Below are 21,768 nucleotides of genomic sequence, written 5' to 3' on the forward strand. Positions count from 1 at the left end.
ACCAATGCCTGAAGAAGCAGGCAGGCAAGCCCTGATGGACAGGACTGGCCAAGAAATTAGCAGACTATCTTTTCATGAATCAGCTGGCATGACCACTGCGCGGGGATCGCCTAGACGATGCCGCGACTGCCCAGCCACTGCACCATGACCGGCTCGCCGGCGTGAAGCGTGGCGCAGCCGGCGGGAATCTCGATCAGGCATTCGGCCAGCAACATCGAGGTCAGAATACCCGAGCCCTGCCGCCCCGTGGTCATCACCACCTGACGCCCCTGGTCATCCAGTACGATCTGGCCGCGATGATAGTCGACACGCTCGGCACGTGAGCGCAGCGTCTCGCCGGCGATCAGCTGCAGGCGCGGGGCTTGCCACTGCGCCAGCGTCGTCGCGGAGGCGCCCGCCTCAGCCTTCGCCAACCGCTGCTGGCCCGACAACAGGCGCAGCGCGGGCAGCACGAACTGCAGGAAGGTGACCATGGTCGCCACCGGATTGCCCGGCAAGCCGAAGAACGGCACCTGACCAGATGACGACTCGGCGTCGGCGGGAGTGGCACGCAACATGCCGAACGCCAGCGGGCGCCCCGGACGCATGGCGATGCGCCACAGCGCGAGCTCACCACAGGCAGCAAGGGCGCTGCGCACATGATCGGCCTCGCCCACCGACACGCCGCCGGAGGTGATGACCATGTCGGCACGCGTCGCGGCATCACGCAGGGCAGCACTCACGCTCGCCTCGTCATCGCTCAGGATGCCAAGATCCAGCACCTCGATGCCCTGGTCGCGCAGCAGCGCCACGAGGCTGAAGCGATTGGCGTCATAGATGCCGCCGGCCGGCAGCGTCTCGCCGGGGGCCGTGACCTCGTCACCGGTGGAGAAGATCGCCACCGTCAGCGGCCGATAGACGGCGACCTCGGCGAGTCCGAGCGAGGCCAGCACGCCCACGGCGGCGGGCGTCAGCCACTGGCCCGGCGCCATCACCTGACTGCCGCGCGCGATGTCCTCTCCGGCCTGACGCACATTCTGGCCACGGCGAATGCTGGTCACGCCCTCGATCACCACCCGCTCGCCTGCGTCGCCCTCAGCTCGGCCCTCGCCCTGCGCGGAGCGATACTCGAGCTGCTCCTGCATGACGACGGTGTCGGCGCCTGCGGGCAGGGCCGCGCCGGTCGTGATGCGCATGGCTTCCCCCGCGGCGAGCGCCCGCCCCGTCCAGGGATGGCCCGCCAGCGAGCTGCCGATCACGCTCAGCTCGCAGTGATCGCTCAATTCGCCGCGATCGCTCAGGGGTTCGCCGCTCGCCGCGTCTGGCAATGAAGCCTGCGCCAGCGCGATGCCATCCATCGCCGCGTTGGTCTGCGCCGGGACATCCAGCGGCGAGATGACCGTCTCGGCGAGCACACGTCCGGGCGCCTGCGCCAGGGCGACACGCTCGCTGCGTGGCGTGCGCATCACGCCCGCCAGGCTCTCCCCCAGCACGCTCAAGGCTTCATCGACACTCAGCATGCGCTCGCCGAAACGCGGATCGAAACACGACAGGCTCATGCGCCCACCTCGCCACGCGGCTTGCCGCCTTCCAGACGCCAATGCACCGGCCAGGCGGCGATCCAGGCGGCCAGCGCCTGAGGATCGTCAAGATCCAGCCGCTTGAGGTCCTGCGGCACATCATCACGAGGCGGCAGCTGCGCCGCCGGTGTCGCCAGCGCATGGATCCAGGGGTCCTCTGGGGCTCGCAGCGGCTTGCCCACGGCCTCGCGGTACAGCTCAAGCTTGGGCAGCGGCCACTGCTTGAAGCCCTCGACCAGAATCAGGTCCACCTCCAGCCCCTCGAGCTGCGCCACCAACTGCTCCAGATCGGCCTCCGCCTGGTCCGGCGTCTCCATCATCAGCGCAAAGCGCTTGGCGGACGCCACCAGCATCGGCACGGCACCGGCCGTTCGCAGACGATGGCTGTCCTTGCCCGGCGTATCGACATCAAAGGCATGATGCGCATGCTTGATGACGGCGACGTGGAGGCCGCGCGCTCTCAACTCGGGCAGCAGCTGCTCGAGCAGCGTGGTCTTGCCGGTGCCGCTCCAGGCCGCGATGCCCAGCAGCGGACACGCTGATGCCGCCAGGCGTGCCTGCCAGGCGGGCGACATCCCGAATTCATGAGAAATATCACCACGCGGCGTGGGAGCATCACTGCGGGGGGAGGAATGTTCAGCACTGACAGCGGTATCAGCACGCTGGTCAGTCGTGGAGGAAGACTCAGGCATGAAGGTTCTCTTGATGATTCCGGCGTAAGGCGGCCTGTCGACGGGCTCACCGCAGCGCTCCCGCGCCCGCAAAGGAAAGAGGTGACGATGACAATGCGGGCTGAGCGGATGCCATGAAGGTGAACACGCATGGCGCTCATTTCAATGGGGCAACGGCTCGATATGAGCAAGGGTTCAATGGGGGCAACGACGCAGAGTGGCAAGACAGCCGCCAGAACCGCCAGACACGACACTTTCAAGGTGCAACGCCAAGGCCATCAATACCGGGCAGGCAAAGACAATAACCCGCCAGACTCTTGAAGAGACGCCCCCGGCTATGACGACCTGCATCACAATGACACACCCTGGGCGTGCATGCGGGAACGGATGACACGCAAAGGACGTCAGGAAAGAAGCACGCTCAGCGCGAGCCGGCTTCCATCTCACGGCACTCTTCAAGGGTATTGAGATTGGCGAAGTCCTGCTCGCTGCCCGCCTGAACCTTGAGCCAGACGTGCTGATCGAACCAGCGGTCGATCTTGCGCTCGCCAGCGGCCAGCGCCGCCTGCAGCGAGGGCAGCAGGCCACGATGCATGAGACAGATCACCGGATGGTAACGGAACTCGTCTGCCGCCACGGCCAAGAGTGCAGGCCCGGCATCACCAGCGTGACCACCCTCGACAGTGAAGCCTTCCAGCTGATCGCCGTTGGCATGATCGATCAGCGCCACACTCAGCGTCTCGACCAGTTCATTGGGCAGGTGCGGCACATCGCAGGCCACCATCATCACCCAGGGCGTCCGCGCTGCCGCCAGTGCACTGGCCATGCCCATCAGGGGGCCGTGGTAGCCCTGCTCGCTGTCTTCGACCAGTGGATGACCATAAGCAGCATATTCGGCGTGCGAGCGGTTGGCATTGATCAGCAGTTCACCCACCTGAGGGGTCAGGCGCGCCAGCACATGCGCCACCAGCGGCACCTCATTGAGCATGACCAGTCCCTTGTCGACGCCACCCATGCGCCGCGCCTGGCCACCGGCCAGCACCACCCCGGTGATATTGGCGGGCGTGAGCGAGGCCTTGAGCTGCTCGGCATCGCTCGGCAGTGGCGTGGCGTCAGAGGTGTGATTGGAGCTCGGCATGAAGGCGTATCCCGGTCGAGTGCGCATAGGCGCAGGTAATGGCATGCAGCAGGGCTGCTGGCAGGGCATCCAGTGCAAGCGGCTGATGCACAAGGCCTTCTCAGCCCTGAAGCTTGAGGTGCTTGCACTGAAGGCTCAGCCCATTGAAGACGACTCAGCCCGCTGTGGGCTCAGTGTGCAGGCTGGCAGCGCTCAGCGTCCAGCGCGCACTCGAGCCCTGACTCAAGGCATTGTCCTGATGCGAGGACAGGATCACCGCACACCCCTGCTGGCACATCTGCTCCAGTCGCAGCGCCAACTGCTCGACGGCGGCCTGATCCAGATTGGCGGCAGGCTCATCCAGCAACAGCACCGGCGGACGCGACAACCAGGCGCGCGCCAATGCCAGTCGCGCCCGCTCGCCACCCGACAGGGAGCGGGCGGGCTGACGGGCCTGATCGCTCAGCCCGCTCCAGCGCAGCATCTCCTCGACCTGATCGCGCTGCTGGCCGGCAGAGCCGCTGTCGGGTTGCCAGCGAGCCGCCAGCACCAGATTGCCGGCCACGCTGGTGTCGAACAGATACGGCTGCTGGTGCAGGTAGCGCACCGGATGAGCGTCACGGGTCTGCCATTCAAGCTTGCCGCCAGTCGCTGGCTGCATGCCGGCCAGCACGCGCAACAGCGTGGTCTTGCCGCTGCCGTTGTCACCCTTGAGGTGCACCCAGCCGGACGCCGGGGTCGGCGCCCAATCCAGCGCCGCCACATGCCATAACAGGCGCCCTTGCGCCTCGGCGCCCTCGCCGGATGCCTGCGCCGCAGGCGGCAAGCGATATTCGAGGCCGCGCACACGCAACAGAGGGGCAACGCTTGCGTCGGCAGGGAGTACCTGGGCAGCAGGCGGCTCGGCTTGCGCGAAGCCAGTCCCCGCCACCGGGCAGGAGGGGTCGCCCGGGGGAACAGACGAGGACGAAGAACTAGGGGGGAACATCATGACTCCATACGACGATTCAGCCTGACGCGATCAGTGCTGGTGTGCTTGTCTCAACTGGCAGGCAGGCGGCTTGCAGGCTGCGGGAGCAGAACGTGACTGGCGGCGAGGCCGCAGGTCACGCCTGCACCACCAGCTGACCACGACCGCGCAACAGGCCCAGCATCAGATTGAGCGCCAGTGCCAACACCAGCAATACCATGCCCAGGGCGACCCCCTGGGCATACTCGCCCTTGAGGGTTTCCAGCGCGATGGCCGTGGTGATATTGCGCGTGAAACCGGCAATGTTACCACCCACCATCATGGCGCAACCCACTTCAGCGATGATTCTACCAAACGCGGCCACCAACGCCGCCATCACGCCGAAACGGGCCTCCATCACCAGCCGCCACAGCGCCGCCCGGCGCGACGCCCCCAGCTGCAAGGCCGTTTCCCAGGCACGCTTGTCGACGCCCGCCAGCGCGGCATGCAGCATCACCACCAGAATCGGCAGTGCGAGCAGAATCTGCCCGATCACCATCGCCGGCTGGGTGAACAGCAGATGCCAGTCACCCAGCGGGCCAGCGCGCGACAGCAGGATGAACAGCAGCAGCCCCACCACCACGGTGGGGACGGCCATCAGGGTATTGATCAGCGAGATCAACAGCCAGCGCCCCGGGAAGGCACAGCGAACCAGCACGAAGGCGATCAACAGTGCCGGTGGCACCGCGATCAACATCGCCATCAACGAGACACGAAACGACACGCCGATGATCTCCCACAGCGCGCCATCCATGCTCAGCAGGAGGCTCATGGCCTCCTGTGTGGTTTGCCACAAGCTCACGAACGCGGCTCAGCTTGTGCGCCCTGCGCCTTCACCGGCGCGCGCTCAGAGGCGCGATCCGCTGTCTGGCGAGCATCGAAGCCGGTCTCGCCATGGCTGGCATGAAACAGCGCCTTGCCCTTGAGACGGTAATCATCGATTGCCTGCTGCCCTTCGCTGGAGATCAGCCATTGGGCCAGCTCACGCGCACCACGGGTATTGAGCCCATCATGATTGGCCGGGTTGACCAGAATCACCTGATAGGGGTTGAAGAGGCGCGCATCGCCCTCGACCAGAATCTCAAGCTCGAGCTTGTCTTCCATCGCAAGCCAGGTACCACGATCACTCAGGGTGTAGTCCTGCAGCTCACTGGCCATGCTCAGCACCTTGCCCATGCCCTGGCCGACGGCCTTGTAGCCGGAAAAGTCAGGGGTGACATCGGCACTCTGCCACAGGGCCAATTCCTTCTTGTGGGTGCCGGAGTCATCGCCGCGCGAGATGAAACCGGCATTGGCGCCGGCGATCTTGCCCAGTGCCGCGTCCACATCCTGCATGCCATCAATGGCCGCCGGGTCCGTCTCGGGGCCGAGCAGCACGAAGTCGTTGTACATCACGCCATGCGGTTCGACACCGTAGCCGGCATCGACGAACTTGCGCTCGGCGCCCGGGGCGTGGGTCATCACCAGATCCACATCGCCATCCTGCCCCATGCGCAACGCCTTGCCGGTACCGACCGCGATGACCTGAATGGTGACATCGTGGGCTTCTTCATACTCCGGCAGCAGGTGATCGAGCAGGCCTGAGTTGTAGGTGCTGGTCGTGGTGGCCAGGCGGATGATGTCGTCGGCTGCCTGGGCCGGCAGAATGCTCAGCGCACCGAATGACAGGCCTGCGAGGGTGGCCAGCAGGCGACGAGAAGACAAGGTATGGCGTTGCGGCATGGAGGAGCTCCCTGAATATTTTTTCTGGCGTGACGGTCTTGATGACATCAGCGTGAATGCTGACTCTGCAAACGACATGCCGAAAGCGCTCTGGTGACGAGATGGACTATCCAATAAAGGCTTTCAAGGCTTTGCCAGACAGCGCTGATACATGGGCTGGCACGCAAGACAGCCGGCGATGATACCGGAATCCTCTCCAGCAGGCAGACTTGCCGGTACCCGCCTCCTGTCGTCCCTGACGCCCTGACGCCCTGTCGCCCTGTCGCCCTGATGACGTCGCTATATCGACTGGAGCGAATGGCGCTACCGGAATGGCACTGCGGGAATAGCATTGCCGGAATGGCCGAGAAAATACTGACAATAACTCCAGGCATGACCACCACTGGCCCATGACGACCCGATTGCCGAGTCATCGCCGGGCCTTGCGTAGCGCAACGGGACAGCCTGCCAACCCTGCCCGCCAGCGCCGCGTGCTGACAAGGCTGCAAGGCCCTGCCTGTGGCCAGCGTAAGCAGAAAGAGGCCGCAATGTGGCATCCAGCGCTAGATTACCAGTGAGCAGCACGCCACAATGCCCGCATGATAGAGATGATCTCCCCTGCGACCATTACTGCCCTGTTGACCCGAGGAACGCCATGACTGCCCACGCCCCCTCCACACCCCGTGAGACCCGGCGTAGCGGCAGCGACCCCCTCCCCACCGCCTCGGTACTGATCGTGGATGACGAGCCCGGCATGCGCCGCTATCTGGAGAAGGCACTGTCCTCGCGCTTCGCGCTGATCGAATGTGCCGACAGTGTCGAGCAGGCCGAAGCCCTGCGCTCGCGCCTGCACTTCGACCTCATCCTGCTCGACATTCGCCTGCCGGGGCGCGATGGCCTGGATTGGGATGAGGCGCTTGCGCCCTCTTCGGTCAGCGATGTCATCTTCATGACCGCCTACGCCGATCTCGAGACCGCTGTGCGCGCGCTGCGGGCCGGGGCCTGTGATTTCATCATCAAGCCGTTTCGTCTCGAACAGTTGCAGGCCGCGCTGGACCGTTGCCTTGAGCGCCGCCAGCTGACGCGGGAAAACTTCCTGCTCCGGCGCGACAATGCCCGCCATCAACAGGAAGAGGCCAGCCTCAAGGGCGAGAGCCCTGCCATGCAGGAGCTGGCGCATATCATCGCGCGCGTTGCTCCCGCGCCCTCGCCGGTGCTGATTCTGGGGGAATCCGGCACCGGCAAGGAGCTGGCGGCGCGTGATCTGCATCGCCTGTCCGGTCGGCGCGGCGCCTTCGTGCCGGTCAACTGCGGCGCCATCAGCCCGGAGCTGTTGGAAAGCGAGCTGTTCGGCCACCTCAAGGGGGCCTTCACCGGCGCCCACCGTGGCCGTGATGGCCTGTTCAGCTTCGCCGATGGCGGCACGCTGTTCCTGGATGAAATCGGCGAAATGCCCCTGGCGATGCAGGCCAAGCTGTTGCGGGTGCTGGAGACGCGCCGCGTGCGCCCCGTCGGAGGCGAGCAGGAACAGGCGGTGGACGTGCGTATCGTGGCCGCCACTCACCGCACACTGGAGACGGAAGTGGCCGCGGGCCGCTTCCGCGAAGACCTCTACTATCGCCTCAACGTGCTGAGCCTGACACTGCCTGCCCTGCGCGAGCGCCCGGAAGACATCCCGGCGCTGGCCCAGCATTTCTCGCGCCAACTGTCGCGTGAGCTCAACCTCCCCGCCGTGCCCTGGCAGCACTCTGATCTCACTCGCCTGTGCCACTATTCCTGGCCCGGCAATGTGCGGGAACTCAAGAACGTCATCGAGCGCGCCTTGCTGCTCGGCCGCCTGCCCGGCGATACCCTCCCGGTCGACAGTCAGGCCGCACAGGCATCAGGCCACCCGGCATGGGATAACAGCGGAGATGCGACCACCTCCATCGAGGAAGAGGCCGCCAGCAGCGGCTATCCGCTAGAGTGGTCATTGGATGCGGTGGAAAAGGCCCATCTGTGCGCGGTACTGGAGCGACATGCCAACAACAAGTCAGCCGCCGCCCGCCAGCTGGGCATCTCGCGCAAGACGCTGGATCGCAAACTGACCACCTGGCGCGCCGAGCAGCAAATCAGTGAGGACAGTGGCGCTGAGAATGCCACTGAGAGTGGTACTGAGATTAGTACTGAGAGCGATCAACCCGCCCCCGCCACCACCTCCGCCGCTCCCTACGGAGCCGACGGCAGCGCATGATCAAACGCCTGCGCCATTACTTCGCCGGTTCGCTGCGGCGCAGGCTGCTGCTGCTGACACTGGCACCGCTGCTGGCGCTGATGCTGGCGCTGGTCGGCCTGACCGCCTACTGGACCACGGCCTATACCGACCGCCAGCTGTACATGAACGTGCGCAGCGATCTTGATGTCGCGAGCCGCACGCTGCAGAGCCAACATCAGCGCCTGCGTGATGGCCTGGAGGCGATGCGTCGTAACCTGCGCCAGCTGGTGGCATCCGATGAGCAGACCGCGCAACTGTTGCCACGGCTGGTGCCGCGCCTGGATACCATGCGGGACACCCTCAATGCCGACTGGCTGCGCTGGCTGCCCACCGAGCAGTTGCGCCAGACGCCCGGCGTCGCCGCGCTGATTCCGCAACTGGCGCGCGGCGAAAGCCTGGATGGCCTCGACATGCTGTCCAGCGACTCACTGGCGACGCTGGACCCTGCCCTTGCAGAGCGCGCGCGCCTAGCGCTGCGCCAGACGCCCTACGCACAACCCAGTGCCCGTCGCGAGGAAAATCGCGGCATGCTGCTGCGGGCGCTGGTGCCCATCCTCGATGGCGAGGGCAAGCTGCTGGGCGCGCTGGATGCGGGCCGCCTGCTCAACCGTGATCCGCGTCTGGTCGATGAGATCCGCGATCTGCTCTATGGCCCCGGCACCCTGCCGGAAGATGGCACCGGCACCATCACCCTGTTTCTCGACGATGTCCGCATCGCCACCAATGTCACCGACGCCAGCGGCGAGCGCGCGCTGGGTACGCGCGCCTCGCTGGAGGTGAAGCGTCAGGTGATCGGCAATGGCGAGCGCTATATCAATCGTGCCTTCGTGGTTCGTGACTGGTTCGTGGCCGCCTATGCCCCGCTGGATTCCCTGGATGGCCAGCGGATCGGCATGATCTACGCGGGCTATCCGCAGGCGCCCTACGCGCGACTCTATCGCGAGACGCTGACGCATATCAGCCTGGTGCTGATCGCGGTCAGTCTGTTGGGGGTGTTGCTGGTGTGGAGCAGCATCGAGCGCCTGATGCAGCCGATCCGACAAATTCGCCGTGTGGTGCATGCGGTGCGTGATACCCCGTCCCAGGAGGGCTTGCGCATAGGCCCGCTGTCCTCACTGGGGCCGGCGCAGCGACACGGTGATGAGCTGGATGAACTGGCCGAGGAATTCGACGCCATGCTGGCGCGACTGGAAGCGCACCGCCACGAGATACAGCTCGCGGCCCAGACGCTGGAAGCCCAGGTGGAGGATCGCACTCGCGACCTGAGCGCCCAGACCGCCACGCTGCGCGAACGCAGTCAGGCGCTGGAGGAGCACGTCCGCCTGCTGCGCGAAGCGCGCGCGCGCCTGCTGACCCGCGAGAAACTGGCGGCGTTGGGCGAACTGACGGCGGGTATCGGCCACGAGATCAACAACCCCGCCGCGGTGATTCTGGGTCATGTCGAGTTGATCGAGGTGATACTCGGTGAGCAGGCCGAGCCGGTGCGCGAGGAAATCGCCACCATCATCCATCAGGTCGAGCGCATTCGCGCGCTGGTCGACAACCTGCGTCAGTACGCACGCGACCCGCTCGCCTCCAACGACATTGGCGACGGCAACTCACTGACACCGTCACTCGGCGCGCCTCATCTCAGCCAGATTCATCCCGACGAGGCGATCCACAGTGTCGAGGTGCTGGTCAGGCACGCGCTGGATCATCATGGCCATCAATTGCAGCATGAGCTGACGGCGACGCGCTTGATCGAGGCCGACCGCGCCCAACTGACCCAGGTGCTGGTCAATCTGCTGATCAACGCCATCGAGATGGCGCCTGCGCCGGATACGCTGTGCATCACCAGCCGTGATCGTGATGCGGCGCTGGCCGTGATGAACGGCGAGCCAAACAGCCGTCCGGATACGTCAGTCTCAGTGCCAGCCTCAGTGCCAGCGCCAACAGCGGAGCTCGCCCCCGTGGCGGGAGTCGAGATACGCGTCATCGATCACGGCGCTGGCGTGCCCGAGCACCTGAAGTCGCGCATCTTCACGCCCTTCTTCACCACGCGCGCCAATGGCTCGGGCATCGGCCTGTCGGTCTCATCCGGGTTGCTCACCCAGCTGGGGGGCAGGCTATGGCTGGAAGATACGCCCGGGGGCGGCGCCACCTTCTGCCTGTGGCTGCCGTGCATCGCACGCCGGCATCATGAGGATGATCAAGGGCGCCATCTGCTCGAGACGCTCAGCGCCGGGGGCAGCAGTCGCTCGCCCTAAGCCACACGCGGCTGATGAACTCACCTGGGCGCTGCGAGGCGCACTGCCACGCACTCCCACCCGCGTGCTAGCCTGCGCGCATGCTCACTCAATCAGGCACCACTGATGTCGCACGATAGCTCCCGTACTGCCCCCGAACCTCTCACTGCCGGCAAGGCAGATCAGCCCACTGACGATGGGGAGATGGCAGCGTCTCGCACGCTGGGCAAGCGGCTGCGCGAACTGCGCACGCGTCATGGCCTCTCTCAGCGTGAACTGGCCAAGCGCGCCCAGGTGACCAATTCGACCATCTCGCAGGTCGAGCAGGACGCGGTCAGCCCTTCCGTCAGCTCGCTGAACAAGATTCTCGAGGTATTTCCGATCTCACTGAGCGACTTCTTCAGCGATGAGATACCCGTCGAACCACCACGCATCCTGCGTGGCAACGAGCATGAGCCGATCGCGGGCTGTGGACCGGGACTCACGCTGCGACGCATTGATCAATCCCGGCAGACATCGCCACAGCCCCAGGTCGAGCTGGGCAGCCTCGCACCGGGGTGCAGCGCCTATCTGCAGGCCGCGCATGACAGCCTGGTGCTGGTCACGCTCGGCGCACTGCGTATCGAGTTCCCCGCGACGGCGGCCTGCCAGGCGGCACTTCTCGAATGTGGTGATGCTGCGCGACTGCATGCCGGGGAGCGCTATCAACTGCACTGGCGCAAGCCTGAGGCGTCACAAGCCGCCAGCCATGAACTCGACATTCCTGAAGTCGCCAACCGTGAAGTTACCCACCACGAGACCTCCGACGCTGCCGAGGCCCCAGATTGCCAGTGGCTATGCATCGCACAGAGTCGCTAGGCAGGCATTCACTCGAGAGCTGCTCGGCCCTGCCAGCTCAACCCTGGCAAGCTCGGTCAAGTTGGCGTAAAGCGCGTCGCTAGCCTCTTGCAGCGCGGGAGGGAGGCTGGCCCGCAGCATCAGGCGACTGCTCGCGCACCTCATCCCAGGGGTCATTGGTGGCCGGCTCGGCCAGGAAACGCTCCACCATGGTGTGCGGACAGAAATCTGCCAACCATTCCTCGCGAATCGGATAGCCCTCCTCTGCCAACAACTCGTTCATGCGTCGCGCGAGGCCTTCAGCGGAATGCGGCGCGATGGCGTGTTCCAGCTCGCCCTTGAGGATCTCGCGTATTCCACCACGGCAATCCACCGATACCACCGGTGTGCCGCAGGCCAGCGCCTCCATCAGCACGATACCCATGCCCTCGACACGCGAGCTGAGCACGAATAGCTTGGCGGCACGCATCCAGGCATAGGGGTTGTCACGCTGACCGGCGAAGATCACCCGCTCGGCGATGCCAAGACTTTCAGCCTGGGTTTCCAGGGCTTCCCGGCAATTGCCCGCCCCCACGATCACCAGCGGCTCCTTCGGATTGGCCAGGGCATAAGCCTCGAGCAACAGGGCATGGTCTTTCTGCGGCACCAGACGCGCCACATTGAGAATGAAGGGTTCAGCCGGGATATCCGGCTCATCCATGGCGGCCTGCTCGCGGATCCGGGTGATCGGACAGGCATTGACGATCGTCTCGATATGCGCCGGTGTCACCCCGTGCTGGCGAGCGATGTCACGTGCCCCTTGCGCCACATCCTCTGACACCGCCACCAGATGCTTGTCCTCCAGCAGGCAGCGGGCAAACATGCGCTGCTTCCACTGCGGGCCGCTAAAGTTGACGCGATTTTCCAGCACGTAACGTGCACGGGAATCCTTGAACCCCCACACCTGCTCGAAGGTTCCCAGGCCACGGAAGATGATGCGGTCAACCTTGCCGTGTTTCTGCTCGAATTCCTCGAGCCAAGCGGCGAATTCCTCGCCACCGGCCTTGCCGACCCACACGAAATTGGAGCGACGGATGACGGGATTGAGCACCAGACGTGACGCCAGTGTCGTCAGAGCGCCGCCGACGGAACGCTGGACGCGCTGCTGAATCGGCACGATGTGCTGCTGGACGCTGGCATCCTGCGGTTCAAGCACCTGATCACGACCGCGCCAGATGACCATATGCGTCTCGTGGTCATTCGCGGCCAGACTGTCGGCAAGATTGACCGCCACTCGCTCCATGCCGCCCATTTTCAGGCTTCTCACTACGACCAGGGTACGCAAGCATCACTCCTTCGAATGTCCGCCAGTACCGCCTTGTGTCACGTGCAAGACATGCGAAAACGATAACTGGCGTCTGGTGGGAAAACGAAAAATGCAACTCACATGTGCCAGTCGCTCAGCACACGGGAGTTGCATTTATCTGAACCGTCATTCGCGGAAATGTTCCCTGCGACCACTCATCAAATGGTAATCATTCTCCCTCTTTCGCCGGCGGCAGAATCAGGTTGAGCACGATGCCCAGAATGGCGGCCAGGCTCACGCCCTGCAGCGTGAACTGACCACCACCGACCTGCATGCCACCGATCCCGAATACCAGGATCAAGGAGGCGATCACCAGATTGCGCGGTGCGGTCAGTGAATCCCCCGCGCGCACCAGGGTGTTCATGCCGACCACCGCGATCGAGCCGAACAGCAGGCACATGATGCCGCCCATCACTGGCGTGGGGATCGTCTGCAGCACGGCGCCGACCTTGCCGATGAAGGCCAGCGAAATTGCGACACAGGCCGCGACCGTCATCACGCGCGGATTGAAGTTGCGAGTCAGCATGACCGCGCCGGTCACTTCGGAATAGGTGGTATTGGGCGGACCACCGAACAGTGACGCCGCCGACGTCGCCAGGCCGTCACCGAGCAGCGTGCGATGCAGCCCCGGCTTCTTCAGGTAGTCGCGCCGTGTCACCGAGCCGATCGCCACCATGTCGCCGATGTGCTCGACGGCAGGCGCGATGGCGACGGGAATCATGAACAGAATGGCGGAAAATTCGAAGGTCGGCGCAGTGAAGCTTGGCAATGCCAGCCACTCAGCGGCATGCACCGGCGAGAGGTCGATCACCCCCATCACCAGCCCCAGCCCATACCCCGTCAGGATACCGCCGAGGATCGGCACCAGGCGCAACATGCCACGCCCGAAGATCGATAGCACCAGCGTCACGCCAAGACTGGCCAATGACAATGTCAGCGCCTGGGCATGCGAGATGTTGTCGCTGAATTCGCCGGTGGCCATCTGCACCGCCGTCGGTGCCAGCGCCAGACCGATGACCATGATCACCGGACCGACCACGACGGCCGGCAGCAGGCGATGCACGATGCCGACCCCCTTGAGGCGAATGCATTGCGCCAGCAATACATAGACCAGGCCCGCGACGAACAAACCGCCCATGGTGGCAGGAATGCCGAAGTTCGCGACCGAGCTCTGGATGGGCGCAATGAAGGCAAACGATGAGGCGAGGAAGACCGGCACGCTGGCCTTGGTCACGCACTGGAAGACCAGGGTGCCGACACCGGCCGTGAACAGGGCGACGTTGGGATCAAGCCCGGTCAGCAGCGGGACCAGCACCAGCGCACCAAAGGCGACGAACAGCATCTGCGCACCGGTGACGAGAGTCGTCAGCGAGAACCCTTCCTCTTCCGGCAAGGGCAGATGGGCAGACGACGCATGGGGAGAGGAGGTATCAGAGGACGGTGATGAAGACGACATGGCAGCACTTCTTTTCACGGGCGGAGGAGTCAACCGCCTGATCCTGACTGCTCAGACAGGTCAGACAGATACAAAAACGCCCCGCGCAGATGCGCAGGGCGTTGTCATCTCTGGCGGGCGCTCAGCGCGTGCCGAAGATCTTGTCACCGGCATCGCCGAGACCCGGCACGATGTAACCGTTCTCGTCGAGGCGGTCATCGACGGAGGCGGTGTAGATCTCGATGTCCGGGTAGGATTCCTGCACCTTGGCGATCCCCTCAGGCGCCGCGACCAGCACGATGACCTTGATCTGCTGGCAGCCCTTGGCCTTGAGCATGTCCAGCGTAGCGATCATGGAACCGCCGGTCGCCAGCATCGGGTCGATCACGATGGCCAGACGCTCGTCGAGATCTGACACGAACTTCTCGAAATACGGTACCGGCTCCAGCGTCTCTTCATCACGGTACAGGCCCACGACGCTGATGCGTGCCGGGGGAATCAGGTCCGTCACGCCATCCAGCATGCCCAGGCCGGCGCGCAGGATCGGGACGATGGTCACTTTCTTGCCCTTGATGGTCTGGACGTCCAGCTCGTTGCCGCTCCAGGCATCAATGGTGGTAGTTTCCAGCTCCAGGTCCTGGGTTGCCTCATAGGTCAACAGCTTGGCGACCTCACTGGCCAGCTCACGGAAGCTCTTGGTGCTGATGCCTGCTGCACGCATCAGGCCGAGCTTGTGCTGGACCAGTGGATGATTGATGGCATGGACGCTCATGGAAATACCTCTTGGGACAGAAGATGGTGCAAACGATACGCAGCACTACCCCCGCCGGCTCGGACGATAGCAGCGGGAAGGCTGGTAAATTGAGCGCATTCTAGCGGAAGCAGGCTTACAAGTTAAGTACCACCATCCTGTCCCCCCTTACCTTTAGCCACAAGGGCTAAGCCTCCGTGCCATCAACACAATCCTCGCCCTGAGCAGGTATCCAGAGTTGGTTTCGTAACCGAACAGTAACTGTTCTTGGAGACAACCTTACAGCATTGCTTAGAAAGCACACAAACATTATCATATGTAAATATCAAAAGTATTTTACACGAGAGGAATTAATGCTAACTATATTTATATCATGCGATGAAAATTACTCCGCGCATCTTGCTACCACTATCATATCGGCAATCATCAATTGTAAAGAACCTGAAAAGCTCAAATTTATCATTGGTGACGCTGGACTCAAAGCAGACACAAGATCAACATTGACATCCATGATAGAGAAACATGGATCTCATGTGGCATTTGTTTATCTAGACGACAGTAAATTTAGTGGCCTGAAAATAAAGCGCTACGGCAAGTCAATTTACTTCAGATTCTACCTTGATGAATTGCTTGATGATGAAGAACTAGTTCTATGTTTGGATTGTGACACTGTTGTCGTCGGCGATTTATTGGATATATACAGGGAAACCAGTGGGGAAAGTTTCACAATTGCCGCTGTGGAAAATATAGGTAGATCTCCATATAGTCGCCTTGGTTTGAAAAAAGGTGATTACTTCAACTGTGGATTAATGCTTATCAATATGAAGCAGTGGAAAGAAGAAAAAATAGGAAAGAGAGGGCTGGAGTTTTTATTAGCTCATCCTGAATTGTGTGCACACAATGAACAATGCGCAATTAACAAAGTCGCCCAAGGGGAATGGTATCGTCTTCCATTGACTTGGAATGCTCAACGACCTGCCTATAAAATTTTAGAAAAGCGTATGAACGAACAGCATAGGGATAAAAATGAATTCTTGAAATCAATTCAGGAACCGATCATGGTTCACTATATGGGAAAAAACAGTAAACCTTGGGATGCTCATAGCTTGCATCCATTAAAAGCATTATATACTATTTATCGTCGCAAAACCCCATGGCCAGTTAAAACCCACAAAACTGCATTACATAGAAGAATAAGATTCTATGCATCAGTACAGAAACTATTTCTCTACGAAAAGAGAAGAAGAATGAGCAAACAATTGATCGACATGCACGAAAGCGCCTAACCATGGTTGGCGCAAGAACTAACGCGCCAACCATAATAGAGCTGAACCTTTTTTGCATACTAAGTCGTATCCGCCCCTCCCTGTATTGGATACTCTTACTGGAACATCATGAAAATCTTGGCTTTCAAATCCATAACAATGACAACAAAAATAAGATCGCAAAATACTATAAAAAGCTAAAGAGGCAAGCTACTTTTTTGCCACTCCGCAAGCATAGCTGTATACTCTAGACTAAACGGCAAGCGCAGCAAATATTGCACTTATAAGAACTGCATATTGACATATACTTTATACCACAATGAGTAACTTATGAATTTGTTTTTAGCTGAATCGCCCTTACAGATTATCTCTTGCTACGAACTTGCAGCTCAGTTGTTTAAGGGGCAGAAAAATGTCCTAGTTGTAAAATACTCTGGTGAGAGTAAAAAAGAAACCCATGACTATCAGATTCGAAGAACTGTAGAGGCACTCGATTGGGACGAGGTAATTGAGATTTCTTTCAAACATCGCCTGCAACAATTATCATGGCTTAAGAAAAGAAAACATATTTCTGAAATCACTAAAAAATATCAAAACAAAGTAAACAATTTATGTATGGGAGAATTTCGTAGCGCTTGGATGCATGATATTAAAGAACGCATATCACCTCTTAATCTATATTTATCGGATGATGGAGCAGCGATCATTACCGTTAAAAAACAATACATCGACAAGGGAATTCATCACGTATCCAAAAAAAAGGAGAACATTGAGCACGATAATTATTCGCGGCCGATTATCTTCACCTCTTTTCTTAATGACTCTAAAAAAGAGAGGATTATACATAATGATTACCGCATATTGCGAAGCAAGAATGACACAAAGCAAGTAGATGATGAACTTGTACTATATTTTGGTTCAAAATATAGTGAGGGTGGTATAATGAGTTTAGAAAATGAACTCTCGCTTATAGAAAAAGTCAACTCTTATTATAGTAAAAAAAATAAAAAATTAATTTATATCCCCCATAGGGGAGATTCTGAAAAAAAACTTTCGCTTATTGAAGGTACATTAGGAGTCGAAACAAATAGTCTCGGTTTACCAGCAGAGCTATATATATTGACATTAAACAAGATGCCATGGGGGATAGCTGGCGCATACACCAGCGCGCTCATAAGCCTTAAAAGCATTGCTGACTTTAACTCTATATGTTCTTTTAAAATACCCAATGAGCATTTAAACCCGAAACATGTAGATACAATAAACAATGTATATGAAGAATACTATAAATCTGGAATCGAAGTAATCGACTAACAGTCAGTTAATGCATTGCAAATAACACGCGACCACGACAAACGTGGTCGCGTGTATTAGATCAAAAGATATCTTCGCGTTTTAACTGCGATCCTTTTACAACATCCCTTTTCAATTTCTTACCTATAAGCATTTCATAGTCTTCCGCGGTAAAGTCACCACTACCTGGCCTTTTTACCCATATATCATCTTCTGAGATCATGCTACCTTCAGATATATCTCTTTCCGCGACAACTGAGGCGAAAGCAAAGTCCATGGTCACACGCTCTTCAGCAACTGGCCCTTTACTACCTCCACTTGCTTGATATATAGCTTTAGATCCTTTAACAAGATCTTCGAGAGCACCCGGATCCATCGAACACTCTATATCAGGACCAGGACGTGACATTTTGTCGGTGAAATGCCTTTCAAGTATTCTTGCACCTAGAGCTACAGCTCCAAGACATGCATAATTATCAACTGTATGATCAGATAAGCCAATGACAGCATCAGGGAAGCATTGAGCTAACTCAGTCATGGCACCTAAACGCACAAGATTATAAGGTGTTGGGTAAACATTAGTGCAATGTAATAATGAGAACGGGACTCCAGCCTCTCTCAAAATATTAACAGATTTCTCGATACTTTCGATGCTATTCATGCCAGTAGACAATATTACAGGCTTACCGAAAGAAGCTACCAGCTTGACCAGTGGGTAATTATTACACTCCCCAGAGCCTATTTTAAATGCTGGAATATTCATTTTTGCAAGCCGATAGGCTGCGGCTCTTGAAAAAGGCGTACTGATAAACTCCATACCTTTAGATTGCACATATTGCATGAGACTCAATTCATCTGCCTCATTCAATGCACACCTTGCCATAATCTCATATATCGAGACATCGGCATTTCCGGGGATGACTTTTTTCGCTTCGTCCGACATCTCATCTTCGACAACATGAGTTTGATGTTTGACAATTTGAGCTCCAGCACGGTGAGCTGCATCAACCATTTCTTTTGCAACTGTCAAATCCCCTTCGTGATTAATGCCAATTTCAGCAATAACAACGGGGTGGCAAGCATTGCCCACTTCGACGTTACCAATTTTAAAATAACTCATATAGCTCTCCTAGAATAAAGATAGTTTGCCAATTCAAGATCAGCTTCAGTATCAATGTCTAATGATGCATCTTTAGTCATTTGATAAAGACTGAAAGGTTTAACAAAGAACGTTTTATATGCAATCAATTCGGCAATTGACACAATATATATAGCACCATTCGGTTTGACCGCTACTGGCAACTGCTGCCTAGGTGATTCTAAGTCTTTAAAATCACGAACAGGTGAGGCATGACTGCCTTCCATAACAAAAGACTTGAAAGGATGATCATGCATTTCACATACAGAAATAACACTTTTCACAGCGTTATCATTAAACCCTTCATAAGCTTTTAAAATATGTTCCGATGTTCGGAAGGGGCTAGTCGGCTGAAGTAGTGTAACTTCACCCTGTACTATTTTCATTGAGTCCAGTGCATGCAAAACTGCATCAATACTTTTAGAGCCATCTTGTGATAAGGATGATGGTCTTTTTATAATGTCGGCACCTAATGCTTTGGCGTGTGTTAGTATCTCGTCGTTGTCGGAAGATACAACGATACTATCAAAAATATTTGATTCCAGTGCAGACTTGAAGGTGATGGCGAGCAGTGAATCACCGCCTATCTTACGTAAATTCTTTCTACGCACACCCTTTGAATTACCTCGGGCGGTGATGATTGCAATTTTTTTCATTCAAGCTCCATAAATAACTTTTGTGTCGGTGTGGCCCAAAAATTATCATCTTTCAATGCTGCAGAGAATAAAGCCAAACTATTACCATCACCAAACCAATCGTCTTTTGCAACTTCAGTTATCCGAGCAGCTTTTTCAATACCAGCTAAAATACTATCACAGCTATAGTCAACATCAATAATTGTATTACCAGAATACCTATTCTGCTGACGAGTACCAACATTCACAGTTGGAACACCATAAAATGGTGCTTCTCTTATACCCGCACTAGAGTTTCCAATGATCATTTCGGCATTCTCTAACAATACCAAAAAGTGCTCAAAATTTATCGAGGGGAATACTCTGAAATTATCATCATCCCTCAAGCGACTAATTTCATCAACGATGAAGTCTGAACCATCATCATTATTAGGATATACGACAATATAGTTTTTATTAGAAGCTTTAAGCGCGTTAAAAAAGCTCGAGGAATAGTCTTTAAATGAAGACTTCTCTGTTGTAACAGGATGAAATAGCGCTATCGAATATGTAGGAAATTCTATTTCGTACTTTCGCTTTGAGTCTTGTAAGGATGGTAGTGTCTTGCTATTCATGACATCAAGATCAGGAGATCCGATGATATATATATATTCGCTACCTTCCCCCATTTGCATTAGTCTTTTTTTTGCTCTTTCGTTGGCAACCATGTGTATATTAGATAGCTTACTTACAGAATGTCTAATCAACTCGTCTACAGTGCCAGAAACCTCGCCACCTTCTATATGACACACTAATATATTTTGTAGTGCCCCCACAGCAGCCCCAGCCAAGGCTTCAAGTCGATCACCATGGATAATAATCAGATCGGGAGAAATTTCTTCAGTTAACCTAGAGAAAATAGATATTGTATTGCCCAAAACCGAGCTCATTGGTTCACTCGAGTTCTGATTGGGAACAAAGTAGGTATGTTGAAAACCTTCTTTCTCGATTTCACGATATGTTGATCCATATCGCTTCATCATGTGCATACCAGTACCAAAAATATGCAACTCCAAGTCATCATGTTTTTCAATAAAATGCATGATTCCTTTGAGCTTGCCAAAATCAGCCCGAGTACCAGTCAAAATTAATATTTTTCTCATCTATACCTCTAAACGTAATCAACCAGCAATATATAGCCATTTAAAATTTATAAATAAGAACACTACATTACGTTAACTGCCAGTCAATCGGCTTTTTCCCACGCGCTTCCAGCCAGGCGTTGGCTTGCGAGAAGTGGCGAGAGCCGAAGAAACCGCGGTGCGCTGCGAGGGGAGATGGGTGCGGCGCGTGGAGCACCAGGTGCTTCTGGGTGTCCACAGCGCGGGCCTTCTTCTGGGCATGACTGCCCCAGAGCAGGAAGACGACACCCTCACAGTGCTGGTTGATCACGTCGATGGCGCGGTCGGTGAATTGCTCCCACCCCTGCTTCTGATGCGAGGCGGCCTTTCCCTGCTCGACGGTCAGCACGCTGTTGAGTAGCAAGACGCCCTGCTTCGCCCAGCTTTCTAGGAAGCCGTGATCGACGGGTTCGACGCCGACATCGGTAGCCAGTTCCTTGTAGATGTTCTTCAGCGAAGGCGGCGGGCGCACACCGGGGCGTACCGAGAAGCACAGTCCATGCGCCTGGCCCGGGCCGTGATACGGGTCCTGCCCGAGGACCACGACCTTGACGTTGGAGAGTGGCGTCAGCCAGAAGGCACGGAACCAGTCATCGGAGTGCGGATAGATGACCTTGCCGGCATCTTTCTCGGCGCGCAAAAAGTCGCGCAGGCGCTGCATGTAGTCAGCCTGAAACTCTTGGCCAAGATGCGCCTGCCAATCGGCAGGCAGCACCTCGGAGCGGCCAGTCGCGGCAGTCTCCAACGGCATGTCAGCTATCGCTCTCTTGCTTCTTGAGCTGCTCGGCGATCGGCTCGACGTAGGCGATACCCATGTCCCAAGGGAACTGGATCCAGCAGTTCTGCGGCACTTCGGTGATGAATCCATCGACCAGCGGACGCCCTTCCGGCTTGGCATAGACGGTCACGAAGTGCGCCTTGGGCAGCATGTCACGCACCGCACGTGCGGTGTTGCCGGTATCGACCAGATCATCGACCAGCAGCCAGCCGTCACCGTCGTGGTCGACGCCCTTGACCACTTCCAGACCACCCTGCTCCATGTGGTCGTGATAGCTCTTGATGCACACGGTATCGATGTGGCGGATACCCAGCTCGCGGGCGATCAGGCCGGCCGGAATCAGGCCACCGCGGGTGATGGCGATGATGCCCTTGAAGTCGCGACCACTGAGGTCGTGACACAGCGCGCGCACATCACGGTGCAGCTGGTCCCAGGAGACGATGAAGTGGTCGTGGTAGCGTTCGGAAGACATGTGGGTCACTCGCAATGACGAAACAGAAGGAAAGCATGGTGGCTGGCGCGCCACCGCACAAGGGGAAGATCCACTCAGCCACGCCGGAGCGCGGACAAGGGCCTCAGATTCGCTGCCCGCAGC

At 57.9% G+C, this 21,768-nt stretch carries 18 protein-coding genes and 1 pseudogene; 5 read left to right on the forward strand and 14 right to left on the reverse strand.

The window, feature by feature from the left end:
- Window positions 1-110: 110 nt before the first annotated feature.
- From glp to QD356_RS08810, 6 genes are all read right to left on the reverse strand, one after another.
- Window positions 111-1,538, reverse strand: coding sequence for a gephyrin-like molybdotransferase Glp (gene glp / locus QD356_RS08785; RefSeq protein ID WP_192837626.1), 1,428 nt, complete (start codon window positions 1,536-1,538; stop codon window positions 111-113).
- Window positions 1,535-2,134 (reverse strand): molybdopterin-guanine dinucleotide biosynthesis protein B, encoded by a 600-nt coding sequence (mobB, locus tag QD356_RS08790; protein WP_192837844.1) that lies wholly within the window; start codon window positions 2,132-2,134, stop codon window positions 1,535-1,537. Before mobB ends, glp begins: the two co-directional genes overlap by 4 nt.
- A 517-nt stretch (window positions 2,135-2,651) precedes the next feature.
- The gene (mobA, locus tag QD356_RS08795; RefSeq protein ID WP_192837625.1) at window positions 2,652-3,368 is read right to left on the reverse strand and encodes a molybdenum cofactor guanylyltransferase; all 717 of its coding nucleotides are present in this window, start codon (window positions 3,366-3,368) and stop codon (window positions 2,652-2,654) included.
- A 154-nt stretch (window positions 3,369-3,522) separates the two neighbouring features.
- Window positions 3,523-4,335 carry an ATP-binding cassette domain-containing protein gene (locus QD356_RS08800; protein ID WP_192837624.1) on the reverse strand — a complete coding sequence of 271 codons (813 nt, stop codon included), beginning with the start codon at window positions 4,333-4,335 and terminating at the stop codon, window positions 3,523-3,525.
- Window positions 4,336-4,453: 118 nt separating this feature from the next.
- Complete coding sequence (locus QD356_RS08805; protein WP_199852303.1) at window positions 4,454-5,128, reverse strand: ABC transporter permease; 675 nt, start codon at window positions 5,126-5,128, stop codon at window positions 4,454-4,456.
- A gap of 26 nt (window positions 5,129-5,154) precedes the next feature.
- Window positions 5,155-6,078, reverse strand: coding sequence for a substrate-binding domain-containing protein (locus QD356_RS08810; RefSeq protein ID WP_192837623.1), 924 nt, complete (start codon window positions 6,076-6,078; stop codon window positions 5,155-5,157).
- A gap of 634 nt (window positions 6,079-6,712) precedes the next feature.
- Here QD356_RS08810 and QD356_RS08815 point away from each other — a divergent pair.
- The 3 genes and pseudogenes from QD356_RS08815 to QD356_RS17840 all read left to right on the forward strand — a co-directional run.
- Entirely contained in the window at window positions 6,713-8,290 is a 1,578-nt protein-coding gene (locus tag QD356_RS08815) for a sigma-54 dependent transcriptional regulator (RefSeq protein WP_192837622.1), read from the forward strand.
- Window positions 8,287-10,557 (forward strand): cache domain-containing protein, encoded by a 2,271-nt coding sequence (locus QD356_RS08820; RefSeq protein WP_192837621.1) that lies wholly within the window; start codon window positions 8,287-8,289, stop codon window positions 10,555-10,557. The genes QD356_RS08815 and QD356_RS08820 overlap by 4 nt, the downstream gene beginning before the upstream one ends.
- A gap of 183 nt (window positions 10,558-10,740) precedes the next feature.
- Window positions 10,741-10,950, forward strand: a pseudogene (locus QD356_RS17840) (helix-turn-helix domain-containing protein); the annotation flags it as partial.
- Between the two features lie 523 nt (window positions 10,951-11,473).
- Here QD356_RS17840 and QD356_RS08830 read toward each other — a convergent pair.
- The 3 genes from QD356_RS08830 to upp all read right to left on the reverse strand — a co-directional run bounded on the left by QD356_RS08830 (window position 11,474) and on the right by upp (window position 14,925).
- Complete coding sequence (locus QD356_RS08830) at window positions 11,474-12,697, reverse strand: glycosyltransferase (protein ID WP_225996321.1); 1,224 nt, start codon at window positions 12,695-12,697, stop codon at window positions 11,474-11,476.
- Window positions 12,698-12,887: 190 nt separating this feature from the next.
- Window positions 12,888-14,174: a uracil-xanthine permease family protein gene (locus tag QD356_RS08835; RefSeq protein WP_192837619.1), complete on the reverse strand. Its 1,287-nt coding sequence runs from the start codon at window positions 14,172-14,174 to the stop codon at window positions 12,888-12,890.
- Window positions 14,175-14,295: 121 nt separating this feature from the next.
- Window positions 14,296-14,925 carry a uracil phosphoribosyltransferase gene (gene upp / locus QD356_RS08840; RefSeq protein ID WP_043335602.1) on the reverse strand — a complete coding sequence of 210 codons (630 nt, stop codon included), beginning with the start codon at window positions 14,923-14,925 and terminating at the stop codon, window positions 14,296-14,298.
- 332 nt (window positions 14,926-15,257) lie between these two features.
- On the opposite strand from upp, the gene QD356_RS08845 reads away from it, so the two are divergent.
- Entirely contained in the window at window positions 15,258-16,190 is a 933-nt protein-coding gene (locus QD356_RS08845) for a glycosyltransferase family 8 protein (protein WP_192837618.1), read from the forward strand.
- A gap of 309 nt (window positions 16,191-16,499) precedes the next feature.
- Window positions 16,500-17,483 carry a polysialyltransferase family glycosyltransferase gene (locus QD356_RS08850; protein ID WP_192837617.1) on the forward strand — a complete coding sequence of 328 codons (984 nt, stop codon included), beginning with the start codon at window positions 16,500-16,502 and terminating at the stop codon, window positions 17,481-17,483.
- A 61-nt stretch (window positions 17,484-17,544) separates the two neighbouring features.
- Here the strand turns inward: QD356_RS08850 and QD356_RS08855 are convergent, their stop codons facing one another.
- The 5 genes from QD356_RS08855 to gpt all read right to left on the reverse strand — a co-directional run bounded on the left by QD356_RS08855 (window position 17,545) and on the right by gpt (window position 21,645).
- Entirely contained in the window at window positions 17,545-18,582 is a 1,038-nt protein-coding gene (locus QD356_RS08855; RefSeq protein ID WP_192837616.1) for an N-acetylneuraminate synthase family protein, read from the reverse strand.
- Complete coding sequence (locus QD356_RS08860) at window positions 18,579-19,256, reverse strand: acylneuraminate cytidylyltransferase family protein (RefSeq protein ID WP_192837615.1); 678 nt, start codon at window positions 19,254-19,256, stop codon at window positions 18,579-18,581. The genes QD356_RS08855 and QD356_RS08860 overlap by 4 nt, the downstream gene beginning before the upstream one ends.
- Window positions 19,253-20,377, reverse strand: a complete 1,125-nt coding sequence (gene neuC, locus QD356_RS08865; protein ID WP_192837614.1) for a UDP-N-acetylglucosamine 2-epimerase — start codon at window positions 20,375-20,377, stop codon at window positions 19,253-19,255. Before neuC ends, QD356_RS08860 begins: the two co-directional genes overlap by 4 nt.
- Window positions 20,378-20,444: 67 nt before the next feature.
- Window positions 20,445-21,146: a uracil-DNA glycosylase gene (ung, locus tag QD356_RS08870; RefSeq protein ID WP_192837613.1), complete on the reverse strand. Its 702-nt coding sequence runs from the start codon at window positions 21,144-21,146 to the stop codon at window positions 20,445-20,447.
- A 1-nt stretch (window position 21,147) separates the two neighbouring features.
- On the reverse strand, window positions 21,148-21,645 hold the full coding sequence (gene gpt / locus QD356_RS08875) for a xanthine phosphoribosyltransferase (protein WP_043335607.1): 498 nt from the start codon (window positions 21,643-21,645) through the stop codon (window positions 21,148-21,150).
- Between the last annotated feature and the right edge of the window lie 123 nt (window positions 21,646-21,768).

Origin of the sequence: Cobetia sp. 2AS, from assembly GCF_029846355.1 — a bacterium.
In the GTDB taxonomy this organism is placed as follows: Bacteria; Pseudomonadota; Gammaproteobacteria; order Pseudomonadales; family Halomonadaceae; genus Cobetia; species Cobetia amphilecti.

Bases quoted from the DNA above. Each gene is read 5' to 3' on its own strand.
- QD356_RS08835 (WP_192837619.1), bottom strand. From the start codon at position 14,174: ATGTCGTCTTCATCACCGTCCTCTGATACCTCCTCTCCCCATGCGTCG.
- QD356_RS08810 (WP_192837623.1), bottom strand. From the start codon at position 6,078: ATGCCGCAACGCCATACCTTGTCTTCTCGTCGCCTGCTGGCCACCCTC.
- QD356_RS08820 (WP_192837621.1), top strand. From the start codon at position 8,287: ATGATCAAACGCCTGCGCCATTACTTCGCCGGTTCGCTGCGGCGCAGG.
- QD356_RS08855 (WP_192837616.1), bottom strand. From the start codon at position 18,582: ATGAGTTATTTTAAAATTGGTAACGTCGAAGTGGGCAATGCTTGCCAC.
- QD356_RS08860 (WP_192837615.1), bottom strand. From the start codon at position 19,256: ATGAAAAAAATTGCAATCATCACCGCCCGAGGTAATTCAAAGGGTGTG.
- gpt (WP_043335607.1), bottom strand. From the start codon at position 21,645: ATGTCTTCCGAACGCTACCACGACCACTTCATCGTCTCCTGGGACCAG.
- QD356_RS08845 (WP_192837618.1), top strand. From the start codon at position 15,258: ATGCTAACTATATTTATATCATGCGATGAAAATTACTCCGCGCATCTT.
- QD356_RS08815 (WP_192837622.1), top strand. From the start codon at position 6,713: ATGACTGCCCACGCCCCCTCCACACCCCGTGAGACCCGGCGTAGCGGC.
- upp (WP_043335602.1), bottom strand. From the start codon at position 14,925: ATGAGCGTCCATGCCATCAATCATCCACTGGTCCAGCACAAGCTCGGC.
- QD356_RS08850 (WP_192837617.1), top strand. From the start codon at position 16,500: ATGAATTTGTTTTTAGCTGAATCGCCCTTACAGATTATCTCTTGCTAC.
- QD356_RS08805 (WP_199852303.1), bottom strand. From the start codon at position 5,128: ATGAGCCTCCTGCTGAGCATGGATGGCGCGCTGTGGGAGATCATCGGC.
- ung (WP_192837613.1), bottom strand. From the start codon at position 21,146: ATGCCGTTGGAGACTGCCGCGACTGGCCGCTCCGAGGTGCTGCCTGCC.
- mobA (WP_192837625.1), bottom strand. From the start codon at position 3,368: ATGCCGAGCTCCAATCACACCTCTGACGCCACGCCACTGCCGAGCGAT.
- QD356_RS08800 (WP_192837624.1), bottom strand. From the start codon at position 4,335: ATGTTCCCCCCTAGTTCTTCGTCCTCGTCTGTTCCCCCGGGCGACCCC.
- glp (WP_192837626.1), bottom strand. From the start codon at position 1,538: ATGAGCCTGTCGTGTTTCGATCCGCGTTTCGGCGAGCGCATGCTGAGT.
- mobB (WP_192837844.1), bottom strand. From the start codon at position 2,134: ATGTCGCCCGCCTGGCAGGCACGCCTGGCGGCATCAGCGTGTCCGCTG.
- neuC (WP_192837614.1), bottom strand. From the start codon at position 20,377: ATGAGAAAAATATTAATTTTGACTGGTACTCGGGCTGATTTTGGCAAG.